The sequence below is a fragment of the Pseudomonas sp. MWU13-2105 genome (assembly GCF_023242315.1).
Taxonomy (GTDB): Bacteria; Pseudomonadota; Gammaproteobacteria; order Pseudomonadales; family Pseudomonadaceae; genus Aquipseudomonas.
Genome location: NZ_JALLIY010000026.1, coordinates 1 through 12849 on the forward strand (window position 1 = coordinate 1; position 12849 = coordinate 12849).

A 12849-nucleotide genomic window follows, 5' to 3' on the forward strand; every position below is an offset into this window, starting at 1 on the left:
AGTTTGCCTATCCCTTATCTTAAGGGGGGAACGGTGTCCTGTCTTTCATGGGGCTCGTTCAGTGTGCCAGCAACCGATTACCAAGGAAACGGGATGGCATGACCATCACATCATCCACCGCTCGCAAGGCGGTAGAGACGCCCTGGATAACCGGGTACTATTACATCCAGTTTGTCACCATCAGCTTCACACACGTGGAGTTAATGTGAAAAAGCCGGCTTCGAAAGAAGCTTTACTAGAGACTTGAGCCGGGTGCGCTGAAAGGCGCACGCCCGGTTCTTTGGGGGAGGCAGGCCAGAAATGGCCTGTCTCTACCCGACTTGCCAGCCTTGCCATGGACACCATGACCGAGAACGACTATCTGATCGCCTGGGGCTGCTACGCCTTCGCCGCCCTGGGCTGCTTGTTGGTGTGGTTTCGCCTGACCCGCTGGATCTGGCGCTGGCTGCGCGAGCCGCTGCGCGTGGTGATGGCGGTGCTGCTGTTCAGTCCGACCATTATTGACCCGGTGAAGGAAAAATTCGCCCCGGCGGTGGCCATTACGGCCCTGGACCTGATGTTCAAGGTCGGCAACAACGCCTGGCGCGCGGTTTCCGATCTGTTCATGTACCTGATGATCGCCGTGGGCGTCTATCTGCTCTTCGCGCTGATCCGCTGGCCCATCGAACGCTCCATCAAGGCCCGTCGCCCGCAGCCCGTGCCGGCTGGCACAGCCCCGGCAGACGAGCCCGAGGAGGACGATCAACCGTTCACCGCGGCCGAGCGCAACGAGCGTTTTGGCCGTCAGCCGCCGACCGGTGGCAATGGTCGCCCGCGGGTCGAACCGCGTCTGTAAGCGCGTCACTGCATTGAAGCGAGAGTCCGAGCATGTGTGAATTGTTGGGCATGAGCGCCAATGTACCGACCGATATCGTTTTCAGCTTTACCGGCTTGATGCAGCGGGGGGGACGTACCGGCCCCCATCGCGACGGCTGGGGCATCGCCTTCTATGAAGGTCGTGGCTTGCGGCTGTTCCAGGACCCGGCGGCGAGCTGCGAGTCCGAGGTCGCGAACCTGGTGCAGCGTTACCCGATCAAGAGCGAAGTGGTGATCGGGCATATCCGCCAGGCCAATGTCGGCAAGGTCTGCCTGTCCAATACCCATCCCTTTGTCCGCGAACTGTGGGGGCGCAACTGGTGTTTCGCGCATAACGGCCAGTTGGCGGATTTCCAGCCGCCGACCGGCTTTTACCGGCCGGTGGGCGATACCGACAGCGAAGCGGCGTTCTGCGACCTGCTCAACCGCGTGCGCCAGGCTTTTCCCGAGCCGGTGGACATCGAGGTGCTGTTGCCGTCCCTGCTCCAGGCCTGTGCCGAATACCGCGGCAAAGGGGTGTTCAATTGCCTGCTCAGCGATGGCGACTGGCTGTTCTGCTATTGCTCGACCAAGTTGGCGCAGATCACCCGGCGCGCGCCGTTCGGTCCGGCGCGCTTGAAGGATGTCGATGTGATCGTCGACTTCCAGGCCGAAACCACGCCCAATGACGTGGTGACGGTGATCGCCACCGAACCTTTGACCGAAAACGAAACCTGGACCCGCTACGAACCGGGCCAATGGAGCCTGTGGCGGCGCGGCGAATGCGTTAGCCAGGGCCACACCGAATAAGGAAGTCCGTTATGTGGTTGAGTTACCTGCGGCTGATTCTGTTTACCCTGGGGCTGTTGATCGGTGTCCAGGTACCGGGCTTCATCAATGACTACGCCAAGCGGGTCGAGGCGCATCTGATAGAAGCGCAGACCAGCCTCCAGGGGTTCCAGAAGACTGCCGAGCAGTTCTTCAACGGCGATCTGCAAGCGCTGGTGGCTCACTACCGCGCCAGTGATGATCCGGTGTTCCGTAGCGATGCCGACAGCCTCGGCACCTTGCTCACCCGCCAACGCCTGCTCGATGACCAGTTCCAGGCGATGCAGGGACCCTGGTACAAGCGAGCGTTGCAGGTGGCGTATGCGGCCGATCCGGCGATTCGCCAGGAAACCTTGCAGGGTTACACCTACCAGGTCCTGCTGTCGCCCGAGGCGATCGGCTGGGCGATGGGCGCGGCGCTGCTGTTCTCGTTCGTGATCGAAGGCTTCTTCCGCCTGGTGGACTGGGTGGTGCTCGGCGGCAAGCGCCAGCGCGAGCGCCTGGCGCGGCGCGAGCGCGGTTGGTAATCGATTACTGGCCGGGGAGGGCGGGCTTGCTCAGGATCACGTATTGCTCGCCCAGCTTGTCCGCATAGCTGTGCAAGACCTCTTGGCACAGCGCGACAATCTCCTCCACCAGCTCCACTCCGACCCGCCAGGACACCACCACTTCCAGGTTCGGTGGGCGGATGTCGAGGGCCAGCAAGGTCAGTTCGCCGCGCATCAGTTCTTCCCTGACCAGCACCGATGGCAGGGCGCCGATACCGAAGCCGTCGCGCAGTAAGCGGGTAATCGCCGATACCGAATTCACACAGTTCAGCCGCGGCGCCGGTACGCCATGGACCTGCATCAGGCCAAGAATTTCCTGGTGTGGCCGCGAGTTTTTCGAGAAGGTCACGATGCGCTCGCGGGCGATCTCGGCCAGGCTCGCGTATTCACGGTTATAGATCGAGTTGCTGGCCACCACCCAGCCCATCGGGTGGCTGATCAGTTTCAGGCTGCGAATCGATTCCTGGCGCAACAGGTCGGTTTGCAGTACCAGGTCGAGAAAGCCTTTTTGCAGCTGATCGCAGAGGTTCAGCGCGGTATCGGCCACCAGCTCGATTTCCACCAGCGGGAAACGATCCGACATCTGCGCCACCAAGGGGCTGAGCCAGGTGTGGATGACCGTGTCCATCACGCCGATGCGCAGGCGCCCGACCTTGGTCGAACTGATTTCGATGGCATGCTTGAGGGCCTGCATGGTGTCCATCATCTGTTCGGCATAGTCGAGCACCTTGAGCCCTTCGGGGGTCAGGCTGACGCCGCGGGAATCACGCAGGAACAGCTTCACCCCGAGCTCGCCTTCGAGCACCGCGATACGGCTGGAAATGGACGCCTGGGTGGTGAAAAGCTTGTCCGCCGTCAGGCGAAAACTCTTCAAGCGGGCGACCCAGACGAAGGTTTCGAGAAATTTGAGGTTCATGCAATCAACTTTTTCTTATGCCTGGGCAGGACTTTTATTAGTTGGACGCAGAGGGCACGGCCAACGAAAAATGGCCCTCGACCGGTCAGGCACGATAAGCCTAAGCCTGGGCGGTCGCCAGAACAATACCAATAAGTTTTACGCGGAGATTTCCCCCATGACTACGCCCGGCTCGCTGGATGTCACCCACGCCGAGGGCCCGCCCGGTCCGTTCACCTGGTATCGCAATCTCAATCAGCAGGAGCGTCGCACGTTCTGGAGTTGCAAGATCGGTTATGGCCTGGACGGCATGGACACCCAGATGCTCAGTTTCGTCATTCCGACGCTGATTGCCCTCTGGGGCCTGACCACCGGCCAGGCCGGGCTGATTTCCACCAGTACCCTGATTGCCTCGGCCCTCGGCGGCTGGATCGCCGGGATTCTCTCCGACCGCATCGGCCGGGTGCGCACCCTGCAACTGACGGTGCTCTGGTTCGCCGTATTCACCTTCCTCTGCGGTTTTGCCCAGGATTACCATCAGTTGCTGGTGGCCCGCACCTTGATGGGCTTCGGTTTCGGTGGCGAGTGGACCGCCGGCGCGGTGCTGATGGGCGAGGTGATCCGCGCCAAGGACCGTGGCAAGGCGGTCGGCATGGTGCAATCGGGCTGGGCCCTGGGCTGGGGCTTGACCGCAATCCTCTATGCGCTGCTGTTTTCGCTGTTGCCCGCGGAGGACGCCTGGCGGGCGCTGTTCGTATTGGGCATCGTGCCGGCGATCTTTGTGATTTTCGTCCGCCGGCTGGTCAAGGACCCGGAGGTCTATCGCCAGGCGAAGATCCAGGAAGCCCCGAGCAACCCGACGCACTTCTACGAGATCTTTGCCCCGGGCATGCTCAGTACCACTCTGCGCGCCTCCCTGCTGACCACCGGTGCGCTGGGCGGTTACTACGCCATTACCGCCTGGTTGCCGACCTATCTGAAAACCGAGCGCGGCTTGAGTGTGCTTGGCACGGGTGGTTATCTGGCCATGGTGATCGCCGGCTCCTATATCGGTTATGTGATCAGCGCGTACCTGACCGATCTGCTGGGGCGCAAGAAGAACTTCATCCTGTTCGCCGTCGGCTCTTTCATCATCGTGCTGTTGTACACCCAATTGCAGGTCAGCAACGACGTCATGCTCTGGCTGGGCTTGCCCCTGGGCTTTTTCGCCTCGGGGATTTTCAGCGGCATGGGGGCGTTTCTCACCGAACTGTTTCCGACGCGGATTCGCGGTTCGGGCCAGGGCTTTTGCTACAACATCGGGCGGGCATTGGCGGCGTTTTTTCCGTTGCTGATCGGCCTGCTCAGCCAGAAAGTGTCCTTGAGCCTGGGGATCGGCGCCTTTGCCGCGGTGTCCTACGGCGTGGTGATCCTCGCGGCCCTGAGCCTGCCGGAAACCCGTGGCAAGGAACTCGAAGCGCAGTAATCTGTGGGTATTTGCGAAAAGTCCCACATTAAGAAAAGTTAAAAGCCCACAGGAGCAACCACCGTGAGCCGCTTGTTATTGAATTGCGATATCGGCGAAAGCTATGGCAACTGGACCATGGGTCTGGATGCGCAGGTCATGCCGTTTATCGATTGCGCCAATGTGGCCTGCGGTTATCACGCGGGCGATCCGAGCATCATGCGCAAGACGGTGACCCTGGCCCTGGCCAATGATGTCCGGATCGGTGCCCACCCGGCCTATCCCGATCTGGTGGGCTTCGGCCGCCGCTCGATGGCCTGCACACCGCAGGAAATCCAGGACCTGCTGCATTACCAGATCGGTGCGCTGGACGGTATCTGCCGGGCGCAAGGTGCCCGGGTGAGCTACGTCAAGCCGCACGGCGCGATGTACAACGACATGATGGCCAATCCCGAGCAACTGCGCTCGGTGATCCAGGCAATCGCTGCCTATGACCGGGAGCTGCCGTTGATGCTGCTGGCGATGCGTGACAACAGCGTGGCCCAGGCCCTGGGTGATGAATACGGTGTCGAGTTGTGGTTCGAGGCTTTTGCCGACCGTGCTTATGACAGCGCCGGGCGCCTGGTGTCGCGACAGTTGCCCGGTGCCGTGCATCACGAGTCTGCGCTGATTGTCGAGCAGGCACTGAGCATTGCCCGCGGTGACAGCCTGACCGCCAGCGATGGCAGTGCGTTGCGCCTGCAGGCCCACACCTTGTGCGTGCACGGTGACAACGCCAGTTCGGTGGCGGCCGTGCAGCGTATCCGCGAGGCCCTGGACCGGCAGTCCGCCGTATGAAACCACGGATCGAAGTGGTCGGGATCGACTGTCTGATGGTGCGCTTGTTCGAGGTGATCGCCGAGGAAAACATGCCGTGGATGCTCGCCGCCGGCGAGCGTTTGCGCGCCGGGTTTGGCGGACACCTGATCGACCTGGTGCCGTCCTACACCACCTTGATGGTGCATTACGACCTGCTGGCGTTGAGCCCGTCCCAGGCCCGGGAGCTGATTGCCGAGGCATTGACCGACCTGGCCCCGGGCACCGGTGCCGGAGGCCAATGCCATGTGTTGCCGGTGTGGTACGACCCGAGTGTCGGTCCGGAGCTGGGGTTGTTGGCCGAGCGCGGCGGCTGGTCGGTGAGCGAGGTGATTCGCTGCCACAGCGAGCGTGAGTACCAGGTGTTCGCCTTGGGCTTCGCCCCGGGGTTTGCCTTTATGGGATTGGTCGACGAACGGTTGGCGGCACCGCGTATCAGTACCCCGCGCAAACGGGTCGCGGCGGGCAGCGTGGGCATTGCCGAGCGCCAGACCGCGGCGTACCCGGTGGTTTCCCCGGGAGGCTGGAACCTGATCGGGCGTACCCCGAGCAAGCTGTTCGACCGTGAGCTCGACGGTTATAGCCTGATGCAGCCAGGCGATACGGTACGGTTTGCCGCGATCGATCATGCTGAATTCATTACGTTGGGCGGTGATGACACGCCACTGGAGGGCTTGGCATGAGCTATCTGTCGATCGAGGCGAGTACGCCTCTGTGCCTGTTGCAGGATGCGGGGCGGTTTGGCGTGCGTCATCTGGGTGTGACCCAGGGCGGGGCGCTGGATTGGGTATCGATGTTCTGGGCCAACCATCTGCTGGGCAATGCGCCGGATGCCGCGGTGGTCGAAGTGACCCTCGGTGGGCTGACGCTGCTGGCTGAGGAGGATTGTTGTCTGGCCCTGGCCGGTGCCGATCTCGGCGCGCGGGTGGATGGCCAGGCGCTGGCGCCCTGGTGCAGCTTTGTCTTGAGGAAAGGCCAGCGCCTGCAATTGACGCAGCCGCTGTCTGGGGCGCGGGCTTATCTGGCGGCGCCGGGCGGTTTTATTGCGCCCAAGGTCCTTGGCAGTGCTGCCTGTGTGGTCCGTGAGGAACTCGGTGGGCTGGATGGCATGGGACGGCCTTTGGCCAAGGGCGGGCGCCTGGAATATCGCGGGGCGGCATCGACGCCCAGGGGATTGTCAGGCGCGCAGGTACCGGATTTCAGTTCCAGTGCACCGTTGCAGGTGGTGCTCGGGGCGCAGATCGGCGAGTTCAGCGGGCAAAGCCTGTTCGATGCGTTCAACAGTGTCTGGACCCTGGACAGTCGTGCCGATCGCATGGGGATCCGGTTGTTGGGGCCGGAGTTGAAGTATCAGGGCGAGCCGATGATCTCCGAGGGCATTCCCCTGGGGGCGATCCAGGTGCCGCCGGATGGACAGCCGATCGTCTTGCTCAACGACCGGCAGACCATTGGTGGTTATCCACGGTTGGGCGCGCTGACGCCCTTGTCGCTGGCGCGCCTGGCGCAATGTCTGCCGGGGGCCCGGGTCAGGCTGGCGCCGGTAGCGCAGGAGGCGGCGCATCGGCAGCAGGTCGAGTTCATGCGCCGGTTCGCCTGACAGCGATCTCATTGTGGCGAGCGGGCTTGCCCGCGCTGGGGTGCGAAGCACCCCCAAAACCTGCAATCGCGGTGTATCAGAAATAACCGGGATTAGGGTTTTACGGCTGCTGCGCAGCCGAACGCGGGCAAGCCCGCTCGCCACGGGATCCCCTTGCCACAGGACCCGGTTTACTTGGACAAAAACCGCATCCCTTCTTCCAACCCACGCAACGTCAGCGGATACATCTGGTCCTCCACCAGATCACGAACGATCCCAGTCGAAGCGGTGTAGTTCCAGGTGTCCTTCGGATACGGGTTGATCCAGATCAGCTTCTTGTACTTGGCCATGAAGCGCTGCATCCACACATAACCGGCTTCTTCGTTCCAGTGCTCGACACTGCCGCCAGCCTGGGTGATTTCATACGGGGCCATGGCCGCATCGCCGACGAAAATCACTTTGTAGTCAGCCCCATACTTGTGCAACAGATCCTGGGTCGAGGTGCGTTCCGAACCCCGGCGCAGGTTGTTCTTCCACATCGATTCATAGACGAAGTTGTGGAAGTAGAAATACTCCAGGTGCTTGAACTCGGTCTTGCAGGCCGAGAACAACTCCTCGCAGATCTTCACGTGGGCGTCCATCGAGCCGCCGATGTCGAACAGCAGCAGCAACTTGATGGTGTTGCGCCGCTCCGGGCGCATCTGGATATTCAGCAGGCCGGCATCGCGGGCGGTGTGGTCGATGGTGCCGTCGATATCCAGCTCTTCCGCCGCACCCTGGCGCGCGAACTTGCGCAGGCGACGCAAAGCCACCTTGATATTGCGCGTGCCCAGTTCGACCTGGTCGTCGAGGTTCTTGTACTCGCGCTGGTCCCAGACCTTGACCGCCTTGCCCTGGCGCTTGCCGGCATCGCCGACGCGAATGCCTTCGGGGTTGAAGCCGCCGGAGCCGAACGGGCTGGTGCCGCCGGTACCGATCCACTTGTTGCCGCCGGCGTGACGTTCCTTCTGTTCTTCCAGGCGCTTCTTGAACTCCTCGATCAGCTTGTCCAGGCCGCCGAGGGACTGGATCTGTGCGCGCTCCTCGTCACTCAGCGAACGCTCGAACTCCTTGCGCAACCAATCCTCGGGAATCAAGGCCTGGAGATGCTCGTCGAGCTTTTCCAGGCCATTGAAGTAGGCGCCGAAAGCCCGGTCGAATTTGTCGAAATGCCGTTCGTCCTTCACCAGGATCGCCCGGGCGAGGTAGTAGAACTCGTCCATGTCGGCGAAGGTCACGCGTTGTTTCAGAGCGTTGATCAGGTCGAGCAGTTCGCGCACCGACACCGGAACCTTGGCGGCGCGCATTTCATTGAACAGGTTGAGCAGCATGGCGATCGCCCCCGCTTTTGTTGAAAAAAGCGAACTTAACGGCTGCCGCGACGGCTCATGAACGCCAGGCGTTCAAGCAGTTGGACATCCTGTTCGTTCTTCACCAGGGCGCCGGCCAGGGGCGGAATGGCCTTGGTCGGATCACGCTCGCGCAGCACTGCTTCGCCGATATTGTCGGCCATCAACAGCTTCAGCCAGTCCACCAGCTCCGAGGTCGAGGGCTTTTTCTTCAGGCCCGGGACCTTGCGCACGTCGAAGAACACGTCGAGGGCTTCGCTGACCAGGTCTTTCTTGATGTTCGGGTAGTGCACGTCGACGATCTTTTGCAGGGTGATGCGGTCCGGGAAGGCGATGTAGTGGAAGAAGCAGCGGCGCAGGAAGGCATCCGGCAGCTCTTTCTCGTTGTTGGAGGTAATGATGATGATCGGGCGTTTCTTTGCCTTGATGGTTTCATCGATCTCGTAGACATAGAACTCCATCTTGTCGAGTTCTTGCAGCAGGTCGTTGGGGAACTCGATGTCGGCCTTGTCGATTTCGTCGATCAGCAGGATCACCCGCTCCTCGGATTCGAAGGCTTCCCACAGCTTGCCCTTTTTCAGGTAGTTGCGAACGTCGTGGACCTTCTCGTTGCCCAGCTGCGAGTCGCGCAGGCGGCTGACCGCGTCGTACTCGTAGAGGCCCTGGTGGGCCTTGGTGGTGGACTTGATGTGCCAGGTGATCAGCTTGGCCCCGAAGGATTCGGCCAGTTGCTCGGCCAGCATGGTCTTGCCGGTGCCGGGTTCGCCCTTGACCAGCAGCGGACGCTCCAGGGTGATGGCGGCATTCACGGCCAGCTTCAGGTCATCGGTGGCAACGTAGGCCTGGGTGCCTTCGAACTTCATCTGCAATTCCTCGGACGATAACGCCGGCCGGTTTGAGGGCGGGCGGAAAAAGATCATGCCTGACTATAACGCGGCGCCCGGTCGAGTGTGAACGCAGACGGCTTATTCAGTCTCTGAATGGGGCGTCAGATCCTGACTCGGTCCGTCGCGGGCCGGCGGCTGCTCATTTGTCATGACTGGACGCCCGCAACCCTGAGGCATAACCTTGAAGGTTCCCGTCAATGCTGCATGAAAGGACCCCGTCATGAGCCATATTTTTGCAGACAACGCGCACTCCATCGGTAACACGCCGCTGGTCCAGATCAACCGTATCGCGCCCCGTGGCGTAACGATTCTGGCCAAGATCGAAGGGCGTAACCCTGGGTACTCGGTGAAATGCCGGATTGGCGCCAACATGATCTGGGACGCCGAAAGCAGCGGCAAGCTCAAGCCGGGCATGACCATCGTCGAGCCGACGTCCGGCAATACCGGTATCGGCCTGGCTTTCGTGGCGGCTGCCCGGGGCTACAAGCTGCTGCTGACCATGCCGTCGTCCATGAGCCTGGAACGGCGCAAGGTGCTCAAGGCCCTGGGCGCGGAGCTGGTCCTGACCGAGCCGGCCAAGGGCATGAAAGGCGCGATTGAAAAGGCTACCGAGATTGTCGAGAGCGATCCGGCCAACTGCTTCATGCCGGCGCAGTTCGACAATCCGGCCAACCCGGCGATTCATGAAAAGACCACCGGACCGGAAATCTGGAACGATACCGACGGCGCGGTGGATGTGCTGGTGGCGGGCGTCGGCACGGGCGGGACCATTACCGGGGTCTCGCGCTATATCAAGCTGACCAAGCACAAGCCGATCCTTTCGGTGGCGGTGGAGCCGGCCACCTCACCGGTCATCAGCCAGACCCTGGCCGGGGCCGAGGTCAAGCCCAGCCCGCACAAGATCCAGGGCATCGGTGCCGGTTTCGTGCCGAAAAACCTCGATCTGGCGATGGTCGACCGGGTCGAACTGGTGACCGACGAAGAGTCCAAGGCCATGGCCCTGCGCCTGATGCGCGAAGAAGGGATTCTCTGCGGGATTTCCTGTGGTGCGGCCATGGCGGTTGCCGTGCGACTGGCGCAGACTGCGGAAATGCAGGGCAAGACCATCGTGGTGGTGTTGCCGGACTCCGGCGAGCGTTATCTGTCGAGCATGTTGTTCAGCGATCTGTTCAGCGAGCAGGAGATTCAGCAGTAACCCCGCGAGGGATGCTGGCACGCCAGGCGAGCAGGGCTGGGCGGTATCCACTGACCTGGGTCAGCTGCCGTTCAGCCGTTTGCGGTTAAATAGGAGCTTTATTGCCGCATCGGCAACGCTGAATCTGTGACGCCATGGGTTTTTCCCGGCGCCGGTAATGTTTATCATGCCCGGCTGCCACCTCAGGTGGGGCGAGCGATACAGCCCGCCTGCGCGTTGCCCATTTTCGAGGAGTGTTGAATGACCTTTTCCTTTGCCGCCAAGGCCGCAGTCCTGCTGCTGTTCCTCGGCAGTACGCTTTACGTGCATCTGCGCGGCAAGGCGCGTTTGCCGCTACTGCGCCAGTTCGTCAACCATTCCGCCGCATTTGCGCCATACAACGCCTTGATGTACCTGTTTTCCAGCGTACCGTCCAAGCCTTACCTGGATCGCAGCAAATTTCCCGAGCTGGATGTGCTCAAGGACAACTGGCAGGTGATCCGCGAAGAGGCCATGCACCTGTTCGACGAAGGCTATATCCGCGCCGCCGAGAAGAACAACGACGCCGGTTTCGGCTCGTTCTTCAAGAAGGGCTGGAAGCGTTTCTACCTCAAGTGGTACGACAAGGCCCTGCCGTCGGCCGAACTGCTCTGCCCGAAAACCGTGGCGCTGGTGAACTCGATTCCCAACGTCAAGGGCGCGATGTTCGCCCTGTTGCCCGGTGGCAGTCACCTCAACCCGCACCGTGACCCGTTTGCCGGTTCCCTGCGTTATCACTTGGGTTTGTCCACGCCGAACTCCGACGATTGCCGGATTTTCGTCGACGGCCAGGTCTATGCCTGGCGCGACGGTGAAGACGTGATGTTCGACGAGACCTACGTGCACTGGGTCAAGAATGAAACCGAGCAGACCCGGGTTATTCTGTTCTGCGATATCGAGCGCCCTCTGAGCAGCCGCTTCATGACCGCGGTCAACCGCCGGGTCAGCGCCTTCCTCGGCCGCGCCACCGCGCCGCAGAACCTCGATGATGAGCGGGTCGGCGGGATCAACCAGGCTTATGCCTGGAGCAAGCGCTTCAGCGACAGCATCAGTGGCGTGGTCAAGCGCTTCAAGCGTGCCAATCCGAAGGCTTATCGTGCCATGCGCCCAGTGCTGGCGGTGGTGGTGTTCGCCGCCCTCGGCTATTGGCTGTTCGGCTGACCTGTTGCAATTGCGACCGGGCGCTGGTTATAGTCAGCGCTCGGTGTTTCAACCGATTCACCTTCCTCAGCAAAAGATCAGCCCATGCCGGTTTCCTTTCTCAATGCGGTAGTCGATTCAGCGCTCAACGCTGTGCTCGTGCCGTGCGGGAACCTGCAGCCTGCGCAGATCAGTCATTACCCCCCACCTGTCAGTAGCACGCCGGTGTACGCAGTCGTATCACCGCCGGGTGTTGGCTTTTCGGGCTGATCAGCAGCGTTCGCTGTTGCCCTGTGCCCGCCTGAAAAAAACTACTGAATGTTCAGCCTTGCGCTGAATCGGCTTTTGCCTGAATCACGGGTGGTATCCATGTTGGCTTTTTCCAAACAATCCGCAACCGCGGCGGCCTCGACGAGTCTGTTTGTCCTGCTCTGGAGTAGCGGGGCGATCTTCTCCAAATGGGGGCTGGCGCATGCCTCGCCGTTCGCGTTCCTGTTGATCCGTTTTTCCATCGCCCTGTTGGGGTTGGTGGTGTTGGTACCGTTGCTCAAGCTCAAGTTGCCGCGCAGGGGCAAGCCGATGCTTTATGCGGCGGCGACCGGCCTGGTTTTGCTCGGGGCCTATCAGATTTTCTATCTGCTGGCCCTGGACCTGAAGGTCACCCCCGGGGTCATGGCGACGATCATGGGGGTACAGCCGATCCTGACAGCGGTGCTGATGGAGCGCAGGCGTTCCTGGAGCCGGATGTTCGGCCTGGGACTGGGGTTGGCGGGGCTGATCCTGGTGGTTTACCAGGGGATCGGGTTGGCCGGTATGTCCCTGGCGGGGATGCTGTTCGGTTTACTGGCCCTGGCCAGCATGACCTTGGGCTCGATCATGCAGAAGCGCATCACCGATAATCCGTTGGGCACGCTGCCGCTGCAGTATCTGGCCGGGTTGTTGCTGTGCGGGGTGTTCGTGCCGTTCCAGCCGTTCCACTTCGAAACCGGCAGCGGCTTTATCGTGCCGGTGCTGTGGATGGGGCTGGTGGTGTCGGTGCTGGCGACCTTGTTGCTGTATCGGCTGATTGCCCGGGGTAACCTGGTCAATGTCACCAGTCTGTTCTATCTGGTGCCGGCGGTGACCGCTGTGATGGATTACCTGATCTTTGGTAATCGGCTGGCGGCGCTGAGCGTGCTGGGGATGGCGCTGATTATCGTCGGGTTGGTGTTTGTGTTTCGCAAGGCTGGCTAAACGGCGAG

General features: G+C 61.5%; 14 protein-coding genes. 11 read left to right on the forward strand and 3 right to left on the reverse strand.

Going from position 1 to position 12849, the window contains the following annotated elements; all coding sequences use genetic code 11:
* Positions 1-61 precede the first annotated feature (61 nt).
* The 4 genes from M5B96_RS29475 to M5B96_RS29490 all read left to right on the forward strand — a co-directional run bounded on the left by M5B96_RS29475 (position 62) and on the right by M5B96_RS29490 (position 2189).
* On the forward strand, positions 62-247 hold the full coding sequence (locus M5B96_RS29475; protein ID WP_412548666.1) for an HNH endonuclease signature motif containing protein: 186 nt from the start codon (positions 62-64) through the stop codon (positions 245-247).
* Positions 248-334: 87 nt separating this feature from the next.
* Positions 335-835, forward strand: coding sequence for an MFS transporter (locus M5B96_RS29480; protein ID WP_248800448.1), 501 nt, complete (start codon positions 335-337; stop codon positions 833-835).
* A gap of 32 nt (positions 836-867) precedes the next feature.
* Positions 868-1644, forward strand: coding sequence for a class II glutamine amidotransferase (locus M5B96_RS29485; RefSeq protein WP_248800449.1), 777 nt, complete (start codon positions 868-870; stop codon positions 1642-1644).
* Between the two features lie 11 nt (positions 1645-1655).
* Positions 1656-2189: a DUF2937 family protein gene (locus M5B96_RS29490; protein WP_248800450.1), complete on the forward strand. Its 534-nt coding sequence runs from the start codon at positions 1656-1658 to the stop codon at positions 2187-2189.
* Between the two features lie 4 nt (positions 2190-2193).
* Here M5B96_RS29490 and M5B96_RS29495 read toward each other — a convergent pair whose 3' ends face one another.
* Positions 2194-3126, reverse strand: coding sequence for a LysR family transcriptional regulator (locus M5B96_RS29495; RefSeq protein ID WP_248800451.1), 933 nt, complete (start codon positions 3124-3126; stop codon positions 2194-2196).
* Positions 3127-3283: 157 nt separating this feature from the next.
* Between M5B96_RS29495 and M5B96_RS29500 the strand changes: the two genes are divergently transcribed.
* The 4 genes from M5B96_RS29500 to M5B96_RS29515 all read left to right on the forward strand — a co-directional run bounded on the left by M5B96_RS29500 (position 3284) and on the right by M5B96_RS29515 (position 7001).
* Positions 3284-4570: an MFS transporter gene (locus M5B96_RS29500; protein ID WP_248800452.1), complete on the forward strand. Its 1287-nt coding sequence runs from the start codon at positions 3284-3286 to the stop codon at positions 4568-4570.
* Positions 4571-4633: 63 nt separating this feature from the next.
* Positions 4634-5386, forward strand: coding sequence for a 5-oxoprolinase subunit PxpA (locus M5B96_RS29505; RefSeq protein ID WP_248800453.1), 753 nt, complete (start codon positions 4634-4636; stop codon positions 5384-5386).
* On the forward strand, positions 5383-6087 hold the full coding sequence (locus M5B96_RS29510) for a 5-oxoprolinase subunit B family protein (RefSeq protein WP_248800454.1): 705 nt from the start codon (positions 5383-5385) through the stop codon (positions 6085-6087). The genes M5B96_RS29505 and M5B96_RS29510 overlap by 4 nt, the downstream gene beginning before the upstream one ends.
* Positions 6084-7001, forward strand: coding sequence for a biotin-dependent carboxyltransferase family protein (locus M5B96_RS29515; RefSeq protein WP_248800455.1), 918 nt, complete (start codon positions 6084-6086; stop codon positions 6999-7001). Before M5B96_RS29510 ends, M5B96_RS29515 begins: the two co-directional genes overlap by 4 nt.
* A 170-nt stretch (positions 7002-7171) precedes the next feature.
* On the opposite strand, the gene M5B96_RS29520 is transcribed toward M5B96_RS29515, so the two are convergent.
* Together M5B96_RS29520 and M5B96_RS29525 are read right to left on the reverse strand one after the other, a co-directional pair.
* Positions 7172-8350, reverse strand: coding sequence for a vWA domain-containing protein (locus M5B96_RS29520; RefSeq protein ID WP_248800457.1), 1179 nt, complete (start codon positions 8348-8350; stop codon positions 7172-7174).
* Positions 8351-8385: 35 nt separating this feature from the next.
* Positions 8386-9231 carry an AAA family ATPase gene (locus M5B96_RS29525; protein WP_248800458.1) on the reverse strand — a complete coding sequence of 282 codons (846 nt, stop codon included), beginning with the start codon at positions 9229-9231 and terminating at the stop codon, positions 8386-8388.
* A gap of 244 nt (positions 9232-9475) precedes the next feature.
* Here M5B96_RS29525 and cysK point away from each other — a divergent pair, with 244 nt between their 5' ends.
* The 3 genes from cysK (at position 9476) to M5B96_RS29540 (ending at position 12841) form a co-directional block, all read left to right on the forward strand.
* Positions 9476-10450 (forward strand): cysteine synthase A, encoded by a 975-nt coding sequence (cysK, locus tag M5B96_RS29530; protein ID WP_248800459.1) that lies wholly within the window; start codon positions 9476-9478, stop codon positions 10448-10450.
* A 240-nt stretch (positions 10451-10690) separates the two neighbouring features.
* Positions 10691-11629 carry an aspartyl/asparaginyl beta-hydroxylase domain-containing protein gene (locus M5B96_RS29535; RefSeq protein WP_248800460.1) on the forward strand — a complete coding sequence of 313 codons (939 nt, stop codon included), beginning with the start codon at positions 10691-10693 and terminating at the stop codon, positions 11627-11629.
* Positions 11630-11977: 348 nt separating this feature from the next.
* Complete coding sequence (locus M5B96_RS29540) at positions 11978-12841, forward strand: DMT family transporter (RefSeq protein ID WP_248800461.1); 864 nt, start codon at positions 11978-11980, stop codon at positions 12839-12841.
* The last annotated feature ends 8 nt before the right edge of the window (positions 12842-12849 follow it).

Excerpts from the sequence above, each read along its gene's own strand:
- M5B96_RS29480 (WP_248800448.1), top strand. The coding sequence starts at position 335 with ATGGACACCATGACCGAGAACGACTATCTGATCGCCTGGGGCTGCTAC.
- M5B96_RS29485 (WP_248800449.1), top strand. The coding sequence starts at position 868 with ATGTGTGAATTGTTGGGCATGAGCGCCAATGTACCGACCGATATCGTT.
- M5B96_RS29490 (WP_248800450.1), top strand. The coding sequence starts at position 1,656 with ATGTGGTTGAGTTACCTGCGGCTGATTCTGTTTACCCTGGGGCTGTTG.
- M5B96_RS29495 (WP_248800451.1), bottom strand. The coding sequence starts at position 3,126 with ATGAACCTCAAATTTCTCGAAACCTTCGTCTGGGTCGCCCGCTTGAAG.
- M5B96_RS29500 (WP_248800452.1), top strand. The coding sequence starts at position 3,284 with ATGACTACGCCCGGCTCGCTGGATGTCACCCACGCCGAGGGCCCGCCC.
- M5B96_RS29510 (WP_248800454.1), top strand. The coding sequence starts at position 5,383 with ATGAAACCACGGATCGAAGTGGTCGGGATCGACTGTCTGATGGTGCGC.
- M5B96_RS29515 (WP_248800455.1), top strand. The coding sequence starts at position 6,084 with ATGAGCTATCTGTCGATCGAGGCGAGTACGCCTCTGTGCCTGTTGCAG.
- M5B96_RS29520 (WP_248800457.1), bottom strand. The coding sequence starts at position 8,350 with ATGCTGCTCAACCTGTTCAATGAAATGCGCGCCGCCAAGGTTCCGGTG.
- M5B96_RS29525 (WP_248800458.1), bottom strand. The coding sequence starts at position 9,231 with ATGAAGTTCGAAGGCACCCAGGCCTACGTTGCCACCGATGACCTGAAG.
- cysK (WP_248800459.1), top strand. The coding sequence starts at position 9,476 with ATGAGCCATATTTTTGCAGACAACGCGCACTCCATCGGTAACACGCCG.
- M5B96_RS29535 (WP_248800460.1), top strand. The coding sequence starts at position 10,691 with ATGACCTTTTCCTTTGCCGCCAAGGCCGCAGTCCTGCTGCTGTTCCTC.
- M5B96_RS29540 (WP_248800461.1), top strand. The coding sequence starts at position 11,978 with ATGTTGGCTTTTTCCAAACAATCCGCAACCGCGGCGGCCTCGACGAGT.